The sequence below is a fragment of the Labrenzia sp. 011 genome (genome assembly GCF_003075075.1).
Classification (GTDB): Bacteria; Pseudomonadota; Alphaproteobacteria; order Rhizobiales; family Stappiaceae; genus Roseibium.
The window spans coordinates 32,435-49,904 of record NZ_QCYM01000015.1 but is presented as its reverse complement, the minus strand read 5'-3'; the positions used below and the strand labels follow the sequence as shown (position 1 = coordinate 49,904).

Genomic DNA, 17,470 nt, shown 5'->3' with positions numbered 1-17,470 from the left:
ATTCTAGAAGGCCATTGCCCGCCGGACCGCCAACAGCAGGTCCGGTGGGGCGCTGAAGGTCGCGGCCTCCGGCAGGTCGGGGCGCCGGACCATGACGACCGGCAGGCCGAGATGCCTGGCCGCCCTGATCTTGGCGCTGGAGCGCTTGCCGCCGCTGTTCTTGGTGACGACATGGGTGATCTGCCGGTCCCTGAAGAGTGCGATTTCCTCGTCCACCGTCTTCGGCGGGCGGGACAGGATCAGCTCCCAGTGATCCGGCAGCTTGGCCTCGGGCGGTTCGATCATGCGGGCAACCGCATGCAGATCCGTTCGCTGCGTGAAGCATGCGATGTCCTTCCGGCCGATCGCCAGAAAGGCGCGGGCATCGGACGGCAGGACCGCGGCAGCATTTTCCAGGGAGGCGACGGTCTTCCAGTTGTCCCCGTCGACCGGCGCCCATTCCTGGCGCTCCAACCGGAACAGGGGAATGCCGGTGGAGGCCGCCGCCGCGACCGCATTGCGGCTTATCTGCGCGGCGAAGGGATGGGTGGCGTCGATCATCACCGAAACCGTTTCCGCGGCCAGATAGGCTGCCAGGCCCTCGGCACCGCCGAAGCCGCCGACCCGCACCGGCACGCCAGGGTCGGACAGGTCGCTTACCGCACCGGCATAGGAGGCCGTGATGCGCGCCGTCGGGAAGGACTTCGCCAGGTCGCCGGCAAGCAGACGCGCCTCCCGGGTGCCTGCAAGCAGGAGGATATGGTCAGTTGCCATCATCAAAACCGCATTCCCCCAGCACCTTGCCCTCCCGGTCCGTCACCAGGATCTCCACCGCGACGGGAGCATCCTTGAGAATCCGGCGGACCGCCTCTTTCGTGCGCCGGGCCAGTGCCGTGCTGAGGCCGAGCCCCAGCCCGCCTTCAAGTGCCCGGTCGAGCACTTCCTTTGCCGTGTTGGCGGATTCTGCCGCCGAAATCATCGCCGCCGGGGCATCGCAATCTTTCAGCAGGTCCTGAAGAAAGGAGAAATCGACGGAACTGCGGGCGGAATGAAGATCCAGCGCGCCCTGGGCCAGTTTGGACAGTTTGGCGAATCCGCCGGCAAGGGTCAGTTTGTCGATCGGATGATGGCGCAGGTATTTCAGGAGGCCGCCGGCGAAGTCGCCCATGTCCAGATAGGCAGGCTCCTCAAGATCGTAGCGGGCGCGGATGGCGTCTTCCGACGAAGCCCCCGTCGCTCCGGCGACATGGGTCAGGCCGATGGCCCGGGCGACATCGACGCCCCGATGGATCGAGGCGATCCAGGAGGCGCAGGAGAACGGCCGCACGATACCCGTGGTCCCCAGCACGGACAGACCGCCGACGATGCCGAGACGCGGGTTCATTGTCTTCAGGGCCAGCGCGGCCCCCCCTGCGATGGAAACCTCGATCTCAACGTCGCCGGAAGCGTGATGGAGGCAGGCGACCTCGTCGATCGCCGTCTGGAGCATCCGGCGCGGCACCGGATTGATCGCGGGGTCACCGGGCGGTATCGGCAATCCGGGAAGGGTGACCGTGCCGACGCCCTCTCCCGCCTTGAAGCGCACGCCCTCGCCCTTGCGCAGCAGACGGACAGTCGAGGTGATGAGGGCGCCATGGGTGACATCCGGGTCGTCGCCGGCATCCTTGGTGATCGTGGCCGAGGCGTGGTCCTGCATATGGTTGTGGCGGGTCAGCACGAAGGCCGCGGTTCCGCCCTTCGGCAGGGTGATGTCCACGGGATCGGGAAAGACGCCGGTCAGAAGCGCGGTATAGGCGGCCTTAGCCGCCGCAGTCGCGCAGGCGCCCGTCGTCCATCCACGCCGGAGTTCTTTTGGCTCAACAATCGACATGATCCCTCTATAGCGAATGTCGCGCGCCTTTGCGCTGAAATGTCGTTTTCACTGTGTTCCGCAGCGCGGAATCGCTTGGCGCTGGCCGCTGCGCCGGGTAAACAGGACACATGAACGGCACAGATACCGATATCAGTCTGCCCGGTGGCCTGCCTGAATTCGAGCCCGGCTGGGTGTGGCTCGCTGGCGCAGGCCCGGGTGACCCGGGGCTTCTGACCCTGCACGCCCTCAACGGCCTGCGGCAAGCGGATGTGATTGTCTATGACGCACTGGTCGACCGGAGCATCCTCGACTGGGCCAGGTCCGGTGCGGAGACCGACTATGCGGGAAAACGGGGTGGCAAGCCGAGCCCGAAACAGCGCGACATCACGCTCAAGCTGATCGACTATGCCAAGGCGGGCAAAAGGGTCCTGCGTCTCAAGGGCGGCGACCCCTTCGTCTTCGGCAGGGGCGGGGAGGAAGCGCTGGGCCTCGTGGAGGCCGGTGTTCCGTTCCGGGTCATACCGGGAATCACCGCCGGTATCGGCGGGCTGGCCTACGCGGGCATTCCGGCAACCCACCGGGATTGCAACCAGGCGGTCACCTTTCTCACCGGCCATGACCAGACGGGCCTGACACCGGACGCGGTCAACTGGGAGGGCATTGCCAGGGGATCGCCGGTGATCGTCATGTACATGGCGATGAAACATCTGGAAACCATAGCCGGCAAACTGATTGCCGGTGGACGGTCTGTGGATGAGCCTGTGGGCATCGTGTGTAACGCCTCCCTGGCCGGCCAACAGGTTCTGGAGACGACCCTTGGCCGCTGTTTCGCTGACGCCGCCGCGGCGAACATCGAGCCGCCCGCAGTGGTGTGTGTCGGCGAAGTCGTCCGCCTGCGCAGCGGGCTCGACTGGCTCGGTGCGCTCTCGGGCAAGCCGCTGGTCTCCGATCCGCTCGGACTTCGGGCCGACCGGCAGACGGCTGATGCCGGATAGCCCCAACATCAATGGAGCAAAAGGCCTGCTGATTGCCGCGCCTTCCTCGGGAGCCGGCAAGACGACGCTGACGCTGGCTCTCCTGCGGGCGCTGAAAAACGCCGGCCGGTCCGTCGTCTCCGCCAAGTCCGGACCGGATTACATCGACCCGAAATTTCACGCGGCCGCCAGCGGAAGCGCCTGTATCAATCTCGATGCCTGGGCGATGTCCGGCACAACGCTGCGCGGCCTTGCCGCCCGCCAGGCGCACGGCCGGGATCTTCTGCTTGTCGAAGGTGCGATGGGCTTGTTCGACGGTGCCGCCGACGGCACCGGATCGGCGGCGGATCTGGCGGCGGCCCTGGGGCTGCCCGTGGTGCTGGTCGTCGATTGCGCCAGACAGGCCCAATCCGTCGCGGCTCTGGTCCATGGCTTTGCCGGTTTCAGACAGGACGTCACGCTGGCCGGCGTGATTCTCAACCGGGTCGGCAGCACCCGGCACGAAAAGATGCTGCGCTCGGCTCTGGAGCCCTTGCGGGTGAATGTCCTGGGAGCGTTGCCGCGTTCCGATGACCTCATCCTGCCGGAGCGTCATCTGGGCCTCGTCCAGGCGGGGGAGCATCCGGATCTCGAAGCCTTCCTGGATCGCGCGGCCAGCCTGTGCACGCGGCATGTGGATCTCGGCCGGGTGACGGAGATCGCGGGCGCGCTGGTGCCGGCGCAAAACGAGGACCTGTGTCTTCCACCACCACCGGGACAGAAAATCGCCGTTGCCCGCGACGTGGCCTTCGCCTTTGCCTATCCTCACCTGCTGGAGTTCTGGCGCCGGCAAGGTGCCGGAATTTCCTTCTTCTCGCCACTGGCCAACGAGGTTCCGGAACCGGATGCGGATGTCATTTATCTGCCGGGCGGATATCCCGAACTTCACGCGGCCCGCCTGTCGGCCGCCGGGCGGTTCAGGGCCGGCATGACATCCGCTGCCGCGGCCGGAACGCTGATCTACGGCGAGTGCGGCGGCTATATGGCTCTGGGTGACGGGCTGGTCGATGGTGACGGCACCCGCCACCAGATGCTCGGCCTGCTGCCGCTCGAAACCTCCTTCAAGACCCGCAAACGCCATCTCGGCTATCGCAGGCTTGAACCGCTGGGCGGATTGCCGTGGAGCGGGACCCTCACCGCGCATGAATTCCACTATGCGTCCATCGTCCGCGAAGGGGCGGCGGACCGGCTTTTTCGCGCCGGGGATGCGGAAGGCAGCGGATGCCCCGACATGGGACTGCGCCGGAACAACGTCATGGGGTCGTTCGCACATGTGATCGCGTCGGCCGCAGGCCGGGCGCAATCCGCTTAGACGGCCTCCAGCACCACGAGCTGGCAGAAGACGTCTTCCTTGGTGTGATAGGGGCTGTGGACGATCTCCAGGGTCTTCGTCCGGCCGTCCGTTTCCAGTTGTCCGACCCTGGCCTTGAACCCGTCCGCTTCCCAGGCACTGTCGCGCACGGTCAGAACAAGCGGGGCGCCATGCCTTGCCACGCGGACAAGTTCGTCGATCCCCTCCGGTCCCACATGCCCGTTTGTGAAGACGCCGGCACAGACCACGCCATCATAGGAATTGTCGTCGATATTCCGGAGCTGTCCGGTCATGTCCGCTTCGGTCAGCTTGCGGTAGACCCCCTTGTGCCGGGACGCCTCCAGCATCTCCGGCGTCAGATCGATGCCGTCGATGGTCAGGCCTGATTTGCGTTTGGCGAGCTCAAGGCCCACCAGGCCGGTGCCGCAACCGGCATCCAGGATCAGCGCCGTATCGGAGACGCGCCGGCAAAGGGCATCGGCGGTGATCTGCGGCGCCACATAGCCGATGTCGAGCAGCAGGTCGCTGTCGTAGCTTTTCGACCAGCTCTTGTAGAAATCCCGGATGGCGTCAGGATCGCCTCCAAGGGAGACTGCCTGTTTCAGCAACGGATTCTCAGCGCTCATGCCTGCCTCGTTCTGGTGATGGTCGGGTCAGGATAGGGGGAAGCGATGCTGCGATGCAAATTCGCTTGCCTCCGCGAGCATGATAGGTGCCCGAGACGCCAGCCGGATCTCAGCCCTTCCCCTTCTTCTTCGGGCGCAGCACATGCACGTGATCGGCGTCGTAAAGCGCGCTGTCGCGGAAATCCTCTCCCGGTTTGAGCGCATGGCCGACAAAGACCAGCGCCGTGCGGGTGATCTTTGCGGCGCGGACCTGGCCGGCAATGGTTGAAAGCGTGCCGTGGATGAAGGCCTGGTCCGGCCAGCCGACGCGATAGGCGACAATCACCGGGCAGTCGGGACCGTAATGGGGCACGAGCTGGCGTTCGACCTCGCGCAGGTTGCGGATCGACAGGTGAATGGCCAGCGTCGCGCCGCTTTTGCCGAGCGTGTCCAGATCCTCGTTGTTGGGCATGGCCGAGGACTGCATCGCGGTGCGGGTGACAATGATCGTCTGGGCCACTTCCGGAATGGTGAGCTCGGTCTTGAGCGCGGCGGCCGCCGCTGCGAAGGCCGGCACGCCGGGGGTGACGTCATAATCGATTTCCAGCGCATCAAGCCGGCGCATCTGTTCCGCCGTGGCGCCATAGATGGACGGGTCGCCCGAATGGACACGGGCGACATCCTGTCCCTTGGCGTGGGCGGTTTCGATTTCGGCGATGATCTCGTCCAGGGTCATCGGCGCGGTATCGATCACGCGGGCGCCGTCCGGGGCCGCGGCGACGATCTGTTCCGGCACCAGGGAGCCGGCATACAGGCAGACGGGGCAGGACTGGATCAGCCGCAGGCCGCGCACCGTGATGAGATCCGGGTCGCCAGGCCCCGCGCCGATGAAATGAACGGTCATTCTGTGCCTTCCGGTGTCTGGGGTTCGTTGCGGTTCGCTGGTTGAGCCGTGTCGTCCTGCCGGGCTTTCGGAGCGTCGATGCGCTTGGCATAGCCGCGCGGCGTATAGACGAAGGGTTTGCCGTCGCCCTTCATCACGGTTCTGGTGTTCGAAGACCCGACGAGAACCGTGGTCAGCATGTCGACGTCATCGACCTTGAGCGCTTCCAGGGTTGTCACGCGTACGGTCTCTTCCGGCCGCCCCAGATTGACGCCGAGAATGACAGGTGTAGCTGCCGAACGGTGCTGCAGCAGGATTTCTCTGGCCTCCGCGAGCTGGGTCCGGCGGCGTCTGGACACCGGATTGTAGAAGGCGATGACGAAATCCCCTTCGGCGGCGGCCTGGAGCCTCTTTTCGATCACTTCCCAGGGCGTCAGGAGATCGGAGAGGGAAATGGCGCAGAAATCATGACCGAGCGGTGCGCCGATGCGGGCCGAACAGGCCTGCAGGGCGGAAATTCCCGGCGCATTGGTGATGCTGACACGTTTGGCCGCATCCGATACGCCGCCGAATGCCTCTTCGCGATGGAGCAGTTCGTAAACCAGTGTCCCCATCGCATAGATGCCGGCGTCCCCGGAGGAAATCAGGGCGACATTCTTGCCCTTGCCCGCTTCCTCGAGGGCAAAGCGGACCCGGTCCTCTTCCGCGCCGAGCGGAAAGTTGTGCAGCGTCTTGCCGCTGATGTGGCTCTCCACAAGATCCAGATAAAGCGAGTAGCCGACCACATCCGTTGCTTCGGCGAGCAGCTGTGTGGCCTCCGGCGTGCGCCAGTCGTCCTTGCCCGGCCCGATGCCGATGACCGACAGATGTCCGCGCGCGCGGCCGGTCTGTTCCGGATCGATGAAATTGGGCGAGCGCGCAATCGCGCAGGTGGCGTTGTCGGTCTTCTGCTTTTCCACAGTAAGCGTGCCGAAGGCACCGGAGGCTGCCAGGGCAGCGCCTTCCGACACACCATGGCAGCCGACTTCGGCGAAAACCACGTTGGACGGGTTTTTCAGCCGGGGCGTCTCGCGTTGCAGCTCGATGGCCGAAAAGACCCGCAACGGCACGCCCAGATGCTCCGCCAGCGCGGTGACGGCAGCTTCGTCGGCCTTCAGGTCGATGGATGCGACGCAGGCGACGGCACCCCTGGCGATATTCTCGGCGGCGAGATTCTGGTCCACCAGACCGATCAGTTCCTCTGGGGAGCATCCGCGGGCGCAACCCACCCCGACCGCATATTTCAGCGGGTGGTAGACGAGCCGTGTCGGGCTGCCCTCCACGGGCTGTTCCGTCACGGTAAGCGTGATGGCGGCATCCTCGGACTGAACGAGCCTGGCCGCTTGCAGCCAGTCCGCCTTGCCCTCGATGCGCACGGTCGCACCGGAAAGCAGTTCGGCCATCACCGGTTTGGCGTCGTCCGGGTTCGCAAGACGCCAGCCCTTCGGCGGGGCGTCGAGGGCGATGCCCAGTTTGGTGTCGCCCGCCGTGGTGATCGCCGCATGACCGCCAAGGGCCTTGGCCAGCAGACGAGCCAGTTCGTTGGCGCCGCGATGACCGCCGAGCAGCGGCACGATGCTCGAGCCGTCCTCGGAAACGGCGATCACCGGTGGCTCGCTGCGCTTGTCCGAGAGGATAGGAGCCAGGGCGCGGATCAGGATGCCGCTGGCGCAGAATCCGACGATCGGATGACCGGCCCTGAACAGCAGCTGCAGATGCTCCACCGTTTCATTGAACTGCGTATCCGCCGTGGGCACGCGGCCGGCAAGCCCGTGAATGCGTGCGGTTGAAAACCGCCCGGCGATGTCTTCTGCGGTGTCGAGACCGGCCTGGTTCAGGACGAACAGGATGGGGGAAGCGTCCACGCTTCTTCTCCCTTGTATATGAGGATCATGGAAAAATAGGGGGCCGTTTGCGTATCGAGGTCAATGAGGCGGCGAACCTTTTGCTCCGGTAAGCTCGCGCGTTCCACATACCCGGCCTTGTCGATGAGGTCCATCTCGGTGAGCAGCATCTTGAGACGGGGCAGATGCCGGCCGACCTTCATGATGACCACCGCCTGGGCCTGCTCGATTCTCGTGCGGATTTCCGCATTGGGCAGGGGGCCGGGAATGACCGTCATCACGTCGTTGCGCGCGGTCAGCGGCCGGCGCAACTGTGCCGCGCAGGCGGTCAGCGACGTGACGCCGGGCACGACCTCGACAGGGAACCGGCCGGAGAGGCGTTCGAACAGATACATGAAGGAGCCGTAGAAGAACGGATCGCCCTCGCACAACGTGACCACGTCCTGGCCGGTGTCCAGAACCGCCGCGATTTGCCGGGCGGCACCGTCGTAAATCTCCTGTGCGGGAAACCTGTCGGTGCGCATCGGCACGACGATCGGGATCTCGCGTACGCCCGGAGGCAGGGCGCCGGCGGCAATAGACCGGGCGAAGCTTTCGCCGCTGTCGGGGGCCGGATAGGCAACCACCCGCGCGTTGGAAATCAGCCGGTGGGCCTTCAGGGTCATCAGCTCCGGGTCGCCGGGGCCGAGACCGATGCCGTAGAGGGTTCCGCTCATGCTTTGGTGAGGCTCCACTGGGTGACCGGCATGGACGGGCGCCAGCCGGTCAGGCCGCCGACCGCACTCGCCCTGTGCACGGAAAGTTTTTTCAGACTGCCTCCGAGCGTGTGATAGGCGCCCATGAGGATCGCCTCGCTTTCCAGCGTGACGGCATTGGCGACAAGCCGTCCGCCGGGAGAAAGCGCATCGAAGGCCGTCTCGACGATCTCGGGAGCAGTCAGTCCGCCACCGATGAAGATCGCATCGGGCTGCGGCAGGCCATCAAGTCCCTCGGGAGCCTGGGCGTCGATCAGGTCAAGCTGCGGTACTCCGAGAGCAACCGCGTTTTCGGTCGCCATCTGCCGCCGCTCCGGGTGGGGTTCCAGTCCGATGGCCCGCGCCCTGTCTGCCGCGCGCAGCCACTCGATGGCAATCGACCCGCAGCCGGCGCCGATATCCCACAGGAGCGCGCCCGGGTACGGTTGCAGTTCGGCCAGAGTCACCGCGCGGATGTCCTGCTTGGTCATCTTGCCGTCGTGGCGGAAGGCCTCGTCGGGCAGACCCGGCGTTCTGCTGCGCAGCCGCAGGCCCGGATCGGCAACGGCCTCGATTGCCAGCGTATGGAAGTCGGCAACCTTTCCGGACCAGTCTTCCGCCGTCGCCGTCACAAGACGTTCCCTGTCGCCGCCGAGATGTTCCAGGACGGTCATCCGTGTCCGGCCGTATCCCTCATCCGCAAGCAGATCGGCCACCTGGCGCGGTGTGTCCGCGTTGCTGGTGAGCACAAGAAGGCGCGCACGCGGATAAAGCGCGGCGCGCAGCAGATCAACAGGCCGGCCGTGCACCGAAAGGCACTCGGCATCCTGCAGGGCCCAGCCGAGACGGGACGCCGCCAGTTGAAAGGCGGAAAGCGACGGCAGGATCGTCATCTCCTGCGCAGGGAAATGCCCGAGGAGCGAGGCGCCGATCCCGTACCACATGGGATCGCCGGTCGCGAGCACCGCGACCTTGCTGCCTCTCCGGCTTTTGAGATCCTTGAAGACGGTCGAGAACGGGCTTGGCCACGGCCTCTTTTCTGCCTTCAGGGGGCCAGCAAGATCAAGATGCCGGGTGCCGCCATAGACGATATCCGCCGAAGACAGGGCATGCGCGCCGCCCGGTGCAAGGCCGCCGTCCTCGCCGATGCCGATCAGGGTGAGCCAGGGGAAGGTCATGTGTCCTCCAGCGTGTAGGGCCTGATCCTCGGGCTTGCCTGAAGCGCTTCGGGTTTGCCGTCACGGGAGACGGATACCGAACGGGAGCCCCGGGAGCGGTGATGTTCTGGTCCGTCATTGCCGTTGCCCGCTTCGCCCGGGATCGTCTTGATCGGGGTGCCGGGCTGAGACAGGAAGCCAAGCGAGCGCAGGGGCTTGCCGCCGGTACGCGATTTCAATCCCTGTTTGCGTTCGTCTTCCGCCATCTCAGCTTTCCTCCGGCAGGCCGGCGGCCAGTGCATTGACGGCCGCCGCCGCCATGGCGGATCCGCCCCGGCGGCCGCGCACGGCCAGAAAGGGAATGCCGAACGGGTTGGCGATCAGCGCGTCCTTGGATTCCGCCGCGCCGACGAAGCCGACGGGAAACCCGAGAACGAGCGCCGGTCTGGGGCCGCCCGCGGCAATCATTTCCAGAAGATGAAACAGGGCCGTGGGCGCATTGCCGATTGCAACCACCGCCCCCGCCAGCCCGTCGCGCCAGGCCTCGACCGCCGCGGCCGATCGGGTCGTGCCAAGCCGGGCCGCGAGTCCGGGAACGGCGGCATCGTTGAGCGTGCACCGTATATCGCTGCCCTCCGGCAGGCGGGAGCCGATGATGCCGTGAGCCACCATTTCCACATCGCAATAGACCGGCGCCGCCCTGGCGAAGGCATCGCGCGCTGCTGCAACCACACCCTCGGACCAGGCAAGATCCTGCGGCAGGTCCGTCATGCCGCAGGCATGGATCAGCCGGATCGCCACCGGGTGAAGCTCCCCGGGAAGATGCGCAAGATCGGCCTCCGCCCGCACGATCGAGAAGGACTGCCGGTAGATGGCCGAAGGGTCCTTTTCATAAGGATAGGATGGGCACGGGTCGCGGCTCACGGTTTCCTCACCCCTTCCGCTTCAGCGACTTCGGCCCGTGCGGATGGTCCGCATGCGGATAGGGGGGGTGATGATGCCCGTGATCGTGGGAGTGCGCATCGCCATGGTCATGCGCATGGTCGTGTCCGTGGTGATGCGAATGGTCATGGGCGTGATCATGATCATGATGATGCCCGGCGGCCTGCACCTGCTTTTCGCAGGCGCCGGTGCAGATCTCGTCGCAAAGCTGGCATTCGGCCTCCGCGCCGAGACCTTCCACGTGATGATGATGGCTTTCCTGCGCAAGGCCCACTTCCGCCTCGAAGCCAAGCACCTGTTCGCGGTATTTGCACAACTGGCAGTTCATCAGGTTGGCGCCCTGCAGGATTTCCTGCACCCGGTCCGCCATGGTGTCGATCACCTGCGGATGGTCGTTGAGGTAGCCAGCCTTCAGAAACTCGATGTCGGGATGCTTCGCGGCGATTTCGTCCGTGGTGCCGTAGATCCGCTGCACCAGCACGCCGGTGAACAGGAAATAGGGGAAGACGATGACCCGTCTGTAGCCGAGTTTCGCCGCGTGTTCCAGGCCGGGACCGACCAGCGGGAAGGTCACGCCGGAATAGCAGGTCTCGGCCCAGCCGAAGCCGAAGCCTTCCCACAGCATGCGCGTGATCTTGGCGACATTGGAATTGGCGTCCGGATCGGAGGCGCCGCGTCCGACCACCATCAGCAGCGTATCATGCAGCGGGACGTCGCTGTCCGCCGTGTCGATTGCTTCCTGAATGCGTGCGGCGGCGGCTTTCACCATGCGCGTGTCGACGGCCAGTTCCCGGCCATAGGAGATGGTCATCTCCGGATGGCTGGCCTGATAGGTGTTGAGCACCGAGGGAATGTCGTTCTTGGCGTGTCCGGCGGCAAACAGCATGCCCGGCACGGCCAGAACGCGCGTGCAGCCTGCTTCGCGCAGCCTGTTCAGGCCGTCATGGATCACCGGATTGGCAAATTCCAGATAGCCGTATTCCACCGGCCAGTCCGGGAAACGGGCCTTCAGACCCTTCGCAAGCTGGGCGAACTGCTTGACGGCCCCCTTGTTGCGGCTGCCGTGACCGCAGATCATCAGCCCGAGTTTGTCAGCCATCAGGCAGCCTCTCCGGCGGTCTCTTCCTCGGCCGTCTCGGCTTCCGGAGCCTCATCGGCCTGCTTCCGCTTGCGGTCCCGGAGGGCGATGATGCCGGCAACGAGGGCGGCCCCGGCCAGCGCGGCGGCGCCGACCCAGTGGGAATGGCCTGCGAGCTCGCCCAGATGCCCGGCATGGGCAAGGGCGGATGTGGGAATGAAGGCGGCGGCGAGGCCGGCAAGGATGGTCCGGTGAAACATGAGTCTCCCCCATTTGGCAGGTGCCGGGACGGCGGTTGTTGGTGCCGGCGAAAAGGGAGATGAAAGCAAACACGCGCGAAAAGCCGGTCGGGAACCACTGGCCGCGACTCATGCTCATGCAAATGCCCTGGACAGCTCCGGCCTTGGTCCCCTGCATGGGTCAACCGCATCCGGAATCGCTTTCAGTCCCTTGCAAGGACGCCGTCAGATCGCGGCACCTTAGGGGAGGCCTTCGGGCGGATCAAGCGTGAATGCGACATCCTTTGTCCGGAAAGGCGGCTCCCGGGGGCTTCGGCCAGAAGGCTCCGGAAATCGGCCTCATGCGCGCGGAGTCTCGATTCGGATGCTGTTTCTGTCCGGCCCGTGTCCGGCAATCACCGAAACAGGAACGCCATCGGGTGCCCGGTGAGCGTGAGCCAGACCGTGTCGACACGGCGGCGTTCGCCTTGCTGAATGGGAAGCCTGAGTTTCGTGCCTGTGGAGATATCCCGCATGTCTGCCGGGCTTGCGACAGGTCCGGCAGATGCAGGCAGGAAACACACCTCCCGTTTCGCCCGGCGGCAATCTGCGGACTTGTTTTGACCGCGCGAAAACGGTCTAGTAACGCCATTGGGAAGCAAACCACCGAGGAGCGGCATGCAGACACATCTAGTCTTCACGGTCATTGCCAGGGACCGGCCGGGTCTGGTGGAGCGCGTGGCCGATATCATTGCCGGCATGGGCGGAAACTGGATCGAAAGCTCCATGGCCCGTCTCGGCGGTGAATTCGCGGGTATCGTGCGCATCGGCATCGCCGGCGCGGCGTCCGACGAACTGGTGTCCAGACTGCAGGCGCTGTCCTCGGACGGTATCGACATCACTCTCAGGTCCGACCAGACCGGCGCGGATGTCCTGCAAGGGGGCTGCGCCCATCTCGACCTGGTTTCCCAGGATCATCCCGGCATCCTGCGCGACATCACCCGCGTCCTGAGCGAACAGGGCGTCAGCATCGAGCATCTGCAGACCGAAGTCGTGAGCGGCTCCATGCAGGGGGAGGCCCTGTTCAAGGCCTCCGCCGACCTGCGTCTTCCCTCCGGCCTCGCGCCGGCCGACCTGAGCGACGCGCTGCAGGAAACGGCGGCGGACCTGATGGCGGATGTCAATCTGATCGACTGATCCGATCGGCCGCACAGGTGGCGGGCAGGCGATGTCGCGCGGTTCTGCCGGGCGGATGCGGGAGGCCGCCTATGCGGCGACGCTCCAGTCCGCCGCGTCCGCGCGCGCGCCGATCAGTGCCAGGCCGTTGGCGACGGATGTCAGCTCATTGCCGCCGGAGGTCTTTTCCGCGCCGAAGCGGTTGGCGAACTGCTGCCGGACGGCCGGGACGAAGGAGGTACCGCCGGTCATGAACACCCGGTCGATATCCGCTTCCCGCAAGCCGGCCTTTTCCAGGGCTGTATCCAGTGCCCTGTCCATCTTCTGCAGGTCCGGCGCGATCCAGCTCTCGAAATCCCGGCGGGTGACCGTGGCGCGGAAATCCTTGCCAAGCGGGGCAAAAACGAGCTCGGCCTCGTCTGCGCCGGACAGCGCGGCCTTGGTCTCGGAAACGGACTTGTAGAGCGGATAGCCCTGGTCTTCCTCGACCAGGTCGATGAAAAGCTCGATCTTTTCCGGCTCCAGGCACCAGCGCAGCAGCTTCTTCATTTCCCGGAAATCGTCGGAGGTCTTGAAGATCGACAGAAGGTGCCAGCGGGCGAAATTGGAAAACAGGTTCGGCGGGATTTCCAGCTCCTTGCCCATGCTCTTGTACAGCGACCCCTTGCCCAGTCTCGGCAGCACCACATTGTCGATGATGCGATAATCGAACGTGTCGCCGGCGATGCCGACGCCGCCGCGGCCGAGCGGTGTCGCCGACAGGTGGCCCGCATGGGTGTGGAAGCGCATCAGCGAATAGTCGGTCGTGCCGCCGCCGAGGTCGGCGACCAGGATCGTCGTGTCCCTGTCCAGCGACTGGGCATAGGAGAAGGCCGCGCCCACCGGCTCCATCACGAAGAGGATGTCCTCGAAGCCGAGTTTGCGGAAGGCTGCCCGGTAACGGGCCATGGCCAGCGCCTCGTCGGGCCTGTGGCCGGCAAATTCCACCGGCCGGCCGACGACGAGCCGTACCGAGGCCGGATCGACCGTCGTGCCCGCGCGCTCGAAGGCGCATTTCAGGAAGGTCGCCATCAGGTCCTCGAACGCGAAGCGCTTGCCGTAGATTCCGGTGCCGGCGAAGGCGGAGCTGGCCGCGAAGGTTTTCAGCGACTGGATGAAGCGCACATCGCCGTAACTTTCCAGAAACTGCCGGATCGCCCAAGGGCCTACCTCCGCATGCGGCGGTTTCCCCGCGCTCCGGTCGAGAAAACTCAGCACCGTCGGCAAAGAGGCAAAGGCCTCGCCTCTGTCCCGAAACGTCATCGCCCGGGTGCCCCCGTTCCCCTCCGCCGAGACTGCCACGGTGTTCGATGTTCCGAAATCTAGCCCGATCGTCTCGGTCATGGGAATAGTCCTGGTTCATGCTCCGTGGCTGTGATCAGGCGCAGCTGGACGATACTCCCGGAGCGTGGAATGGACCGGCTGGATACGTGGGAAACGGGGTGAGTTCAAGGGGAAGATACTCGCGGCCGTACAGGCGAGACTGGTTACAGGAAACGTGGGGGAGGTCTCCTGCGTCCGGTCAGGGAAAGGCGCCTGGTTTCGGCGGACTGCCCGGGCGGGTCAAGGAATGCCCGATGTTGTCATTGAAGCTGCTTCTGTGCTAGTTCGTCTGCAAGCGTGGCAGGATATCCGAAAAACATGATATCCCGCGTGGCACTTCGGTGCACCAACCGTCTGTTTTGAAAAGCGGGCCACCGTGGATTCCATCGCAAGAACCTGATCCGGCCATGGCGCAAATCTATTCCGACCCGTTGCTCAAGAGCCTGAAACGGCAATTCGCCATTGTCTTTGCGCTGGTCGTGCGTGAAATGACGACCCGCTACGGCAACAAGTTCGGTGGCTACATGTGGGCCGTTCTGGATCCGGTGCTGACGATCGCAATTTTGACAACTGTTTTTTCGGGAATCGCACACGTACCGCCATTAGGTCGGAGTTTCACGCTGTTTTTCTCAACAGGCTATGCGTTGTTCTATATGTACAGGTCGACGTCCGAGCAGGTCAGCTCCGCTGTGGAAGCCAACAGGGCCTTGCTGAACTATCCGGTCGTGCGTCCTTACGATGCCATCATCGGTCGAGTGTTACTCCAGGTCGCCACGCTCTTCGTCGTGAACCTGCTCTTGTTCGGAGGGCTTTATCTCGTGGTGCCGTTCGAGCAGATCGATCTCGCTCCGATTCTTCTGGCTTCCGTGATCGCGATCACGCTCGGGGCCGGTGTCGGCGCTGCCAATATCGTCTGGTTTCACCTGAGCAGCACCTATCAACAGGTCTGGGGCATCATCAACAGGCCTGCCTTCATTGTGTCAGGGGTGTTTTTCCTGCCCGAGAGCATTCCGCATCCGTTTCAGGACTACCTTCTCTGGAACCCTCTGGTTCATATCATCGGTTTGTTTCGCACCGGTTTCTATCCGACCTACCGGGCGGGATTTGTCGATATGCCCTACATCGTCGGACTTGCCATCTTTTCGATCGTTTTTGGCCTTTTCCTTGTCTGGCTGTTCGATGCAGAATTGCGGGAACCAAAATGATCCGGCTGGACCGAGTGACGAAGAGTTTCAGGCTCAAGGGCGAAACACGCTACATTGCCAAGGACGTGTCCTTTACCGTCCCCAGAGGCGACAGCATCGGCCTGCTCGGCAGAAACGGCGCCGGGAAATCGACGCTGTTGAGATTGATCGCCGGGACCATCAAGCCGACATCCGGCCGGATCATTCGCCTGGCGAATGTATCCTTCCCGCTCGGGTTCCAGGGCAGTTTCAACGGGTCGCTGACCGGTGAGCAGAATGTGCGTTTTGTCGCACGGATCTATGGTCACGATACGGAAGAACTGGTGGACTATGTCCAGGATTTTGCCGAGCTGGGGAAATCCTACTACACACCTGTGAAGAGCTATTCCTCGGGAATGAAGGCACGGCTTGCCTTTGGCGTCAGCATGGGTATCGATTTCGACTATTATCTTGTCGACGAGATCACCGCGGTCGGCGACTCGAACTTCAAGAAAAAATGCAAGCGCGTTTTCGAAGAAAAACTGCAGAATTCCGATATCATCATGGTGTCCCACTCCAATGCGTCATTGAAGGACTACTGCACGACGGGAATTGTGCTAGAAGACGGTTCGTTAACGTATTTCGCCAACATTGATGATGCCATCAAGATGCATGACGAGAACATGGCACGGCGCTAGGCCGGGTTTCTCCGTTCCAAGGTTTGAACAAAATGTCTTCAGAAAAAAAAATGCCTGAGACAGAAGTCCGGCCCGATCCGAAAGGAGCTGTTTTCACCCTTCCCGCCAAAAAGGGCGGCTCGGTGTCAAAAACCTCTGATCGGGATGGAAAACTTGTCGCCCGCCTGAAGAAGTCCGGTCTCGATCCTCAGAAACTGCTGGATCTCGCACTTCCAGGCACGACCGCCAAATCCGTGGCCAAGACCCGGCACCGGCTCATCCTGTTCGGTTTCTTTCTGTTCGTGGCACTGCCCTCGGCCCTCTTTTCCGCTTACATGTTCTTCTGGGCGAGTGACCAGTATCACAGCACCACTGCCTTTGCCATTCGCAGTTCGGATCCGGTTGCTGCCACCGAGATCCTCGGCATGGTGATGGGGGGAGGCGGATCGGAATCGACGACCTCCAACAGTTACATCGTCTCGGATTATATCCAGAGCCAGGCGATCCTGGAGGATCTGCCCGAGGATATTGACCTTCAGGCGATCTTCAATCGTGAAGCGTCCGATTTCCTGTTCTCGATGGGAACCGATCTGCCAATCGAGGACCAGCTAGACTACTGGAACAGCATGGTCGATGTCAGTTTCGATTCGACATCCAGCGTGATCTATGTCGAGGTTCGCTCGTTCCGGCCGGAGGATTCGGTGACGATCGCCGAGGCGGTGCTGGAGCGCAGCGAGATCCTGGTCAACAAATTGTCGGAAGCAAACCGGCGTCAGACCGTCCGCTATGCCGAGGAATCGGTCGCCCGGGCCGAGGCCCGGCTCAAGGCCATCCGCAAGCAGATGCTGGCCTACCGCCAGGAAACCCAGGAAGTCGATCCGGAAGCGAATGCGGAGATTGCTTCGGAAATGATCGCCGGGCTGGACCAGGAACGGGCGAGCCGTGAGGCCGAGAAGGCCACCCTCATGGGGTATCTGGACGAGGAGTCTCCGCGCATCCGGATGCTGGACCAGCAGATCGCTGCTCTGGAAGGGCAGATCACTTCGGTGCGTCAGCGCCTGGGGACGGGAGGCGTGCCTGCGGGCCAGACCGAAACGGGAGATGGCCGCGACAACCTGTCCCTGAGGCTTGCGGACTATTCCGATCTTGCGGTGGAAGAGGAATTCGCGCAACAGCTCTATGTCACCTCTCTGGCGAGCCTGGAGCGGGCGCGTCAGGAAGCCGACAACAAGAGCCTCTATCTGGCGACCTTCATCCATCCGACCTTGTCCGAACAAGCCCAGTATCCAGGCAGGTTCCTCTATTCATTGGCCGCATTCCTGATGCTGGCCGGACTGTGGTCCGTTGCCGTTCTGCTCTATTACAATGTCCGGGACAGGACCTGACCGCCGGCAGGCGTCGTCGATGGCAGCCATGCAACGCTGGGGTGAATGCCC

General features: G+C 63.8%; 18 protein-coding genes. 6 read left to right on the top strand and 12 right to left on the bottom strand.

Translation table 11 applies throughout. The features are described from left to right. Positions 1-3: 3 nt before the first annotated feature. Positions 4-756 carry a cobalt-precorrin-6A reductase gene (locus DCO57_RS15860; RefSeq protein WP_205756178.1) on the bottom strand — a complete coding sequence of 251 codons (753 nt, stop codon included), beginning with the start codon at positions 754-756 and terminating at the stop codon, positions 4-6. Further along, complete coding sequence (locus DCO57_RS15855; protein WP_116699888.1) at positions 743-1,849, bottom strand: cobalt-precorrin-5B (C(1))-methyltransferase; 1,107 nt, start codon at positions 1,847-1,849, stop codon at positions 743-745. The genes DCO57_RS15860 and DCO57_RS15855 overlap by 14 nt, the downstream gene beginning before the upstream one ends. Positions 1,850-1,959: 110 nt before the next feature. On the opposite strand from DCO57_RS15855, the gene cobA reads away from it, so the two are divergent. Together cobA and DCO57_RS15845 are read left to right on the top strand one after the other, a co-directional pair. Next, positions 1,960-2,826: a uroporphyrinogen-III C-methyltransferase gene (cobA, locus tag DCO57_RS15850; RefSeq protein WP_116699887.1), complete on the top strand. Its 867-nt coding sequence runs from the start codon at positions 1,960-1,962 to the stop codon at positions 2,824-2,826. Beyond that, a complete protein-coding gene (locus tag DCO57_RS15845; RefSeq protein WP_116699886.1) occupies positions 2,816-4,156 on the top strand; it encodes a cobyrinate a,c-diamide synthase in 1,341 nt (446 codons plus the stop codon). The genes cobA and DCO57_RS15845 overlap by 11 nt, the downstream gene beginning before the upstream one ends. Here the strand turns inward: DCO57_RS15845 and DCO57_RS15840 are convergent. The 9 genes from DCO57_RS15840 to DCO57_RS15800 form a co-directional block, all read right to left on the bottom strand. Next, positions 4,153-4,782, bottom strand: a complete 630-nt coding sequence (locus tag DCO57_RS15840) for a class I SAM-dependent methyltransferase (RefSeq protein WP_116699885.1) — start codon at positions 4,780-4,782, stop codon at positions 4,153-4,155. The genes DCO57_RS15845 and DCO57_RS15840 overlap by 4 nt on opposite strands. A gap of 109 nt (positions 4,783-4,891) precedes the next feature. After that, positions 4,892-5,665 (bottom strand): precorrin-4 C(11)-methyltransferase, encoded by a 774-nt coding sequence (gene cobM, locus DCO57_RS15835; RefSeq protein WP_116699884.1) that lies wholly within the window; start codon positions 5,663-5,665, stop codon positions 4,892-4,894. After that, entirely contained in the window at positions 5,662-7,548 is a 1,887-nt protein-coding gene (gene cobJ, locus DCO57_RS15830; RefSeq protein WP_116699883.1) for a precorrin-3B C(17)-methyltransferase, read from the bottom strand. Before cobJ ends, cobM begins: the two co-directional genes overlap by 4 nt. Beyond that, positions 7,518-8,243 carry a precorrin-2 C(20)-methyltransferase gene (gene cobI, locus DCO57_RS15825; RefSeq protein WP_205756177.1) on the bottom strand — a complete coding sequence of 242 codons (726 nt, stop codon included), beginning with the start codon at positions 8,241-8,243 and terminating at the stop codon, positions 7,518-7,520. The genes cobJ and cobI overlap by 31 nt, the downstream gene beginning before the upstream one ends. After that, positions 8,240-9,439: a precorrin-6y C5,15-methyltransferase (decarboxylating) subunit CbiE gene (gene cbiE, locus DCO57_RS15820; RefSeq protein WP_116699881.1), complete on the bottom strand. Its 1,200-nt coding sequence runs from the start codon at positions 9,437-9,439 to the stop codon at positions 8,240-8,242. The genes cobI and cbiE overlap by 4 nt, the downstream gene beginning before the upstream one ends. Continuing rightward, on the bottom strand, positions 9,436-9,684 hold the full coding sequence (locus tag DCO57_RS15815; RefSeq protein WP_116699880.1) for a hypothetical protein: 249 nt from the start codon (positions 9,682-9,684) through the stop codon (positions 9,436-9,438). The genes cbiE and DCO57_RS15815 overlap by 4 nt, the downstream gene beginning before the upstream one ends. A gap of 1 nt (position 9,685) precedes the next feature. Further along, positions 9,686-10,342, bottom strand: a complete 657-nt coding sequence (locus tag DCO57_RS15810) for a precorrin-8X methylmutase (protein ID WP_116699879.1) — start codon at positions 10,340-10,342, stop codon at positions 9,686-9,688. Positions 10,343-10,349: 7 nt separating this feature from the next. Beyond that, positions 10,350-11,459, bottom strand: a complete 1,110-nt coding sequence (locus DCO57_RS15805) for a sirohydrochlorin chelatase (RefSeq protein WP_116699878.1) — start codon at positions 11,457-11,459, stop codon at positions 10,350-10,352. Continuing rightward, positions 11,459-11,698: a DUF6732 family protein gene (locus tag DCO57_RS15800; protein WP_116699877.1), complete on the bottom strand. Its 240-nt coding sequence runs from the start codon at positions 11,696-11,698 to the stop codon at positions 11,459-11,461. The genes DCO57_RS15805 and DCO57_RS15800 overlap by 1 nt, the downstream gene beginning before the upstream one ends. A 636-nt stretch (positions 11,699-12,334) precedes the next feature. Between DCO57_RS15800 and DCO57_RS15795 the strand changes: the two genes are divergently transcribed. Next, entirely contained in the window at positions 12,335-12,853 is a 519-nt protein-coding gene (locus DCO57_RS15795; protein ID WP_116699876.1) for an ACT domain-containing protein, read from the top strand. 69 nt (positions 12,854-12,922) lie between these two features. Here the strand turns inward: DCO57_RS15795 and DCO57_RS15790 are convergent, their stop codons facing one another. Beyond that, positions 12,923-14,215 carry an Hsp70 family protein gene (locus DCO57_RS15790; protein WP_116699875.1) on the bottom strand — a complete coding sequence of 431 codons (1,293 nt, stop codon included), beginning with the start codon at positions 14,213-14,215 and terminating at the stop codon, positions 12,923-12,925. Positions 14,216-14,601: 386 nt separating this feature from the next. Here DCO57_RS15790 and DCO57_RS15785 point away from each other — a divergent pair, with 386 nt between their 5' ends. The 3 genes from DCO57_RS15785 (at position 14,602) to DCO57_RS15775 (ending at position 17,419) form a co-directional block, all read left to right on the top strand. Continuing rightward, the gene (locus tag DCO57_RS15785; protein WP_116699874.1) at positions 14,602-15,399 is read left to right on the top strand and encodes an ABC transporter permease; all 798 of its coding nucleotides are present in this window, start codon (positions 14,602-14,604) and stop codon (positions 15,397-15,399) included. Continuing rightward, positions 15,396-16,055: an ABC transporter ATP-binding protein gene (locus DCO57_RS15780; RefSeq protein ID WP_116699873.1), complete on the top strand. Its 660-nt coding sequence runs from the start codon at positions 15,396-15,398 to the stop codon at positions 16,053-16,055. The genes DCO57_RS15785 and DCO57_RS15780 overlap by 4 nt, the downstream gene beginning before the upstream one ends. A gap of 122 nt (positions 16,056-16,177) precedes the next feature. Further along, positions 16,178-17,419, top strand: a complete 1,242-nt coding sequence (locus tag DCO57_RS15775; RefSeq protein WP_133192691.1) for an RkpR, polysaccharide export protein — start codon at positions 16,178-16,180, stop codon at positions 17,417-17,419. Positions 17,420-17,470: the final 51 nt, after the last annotated feature.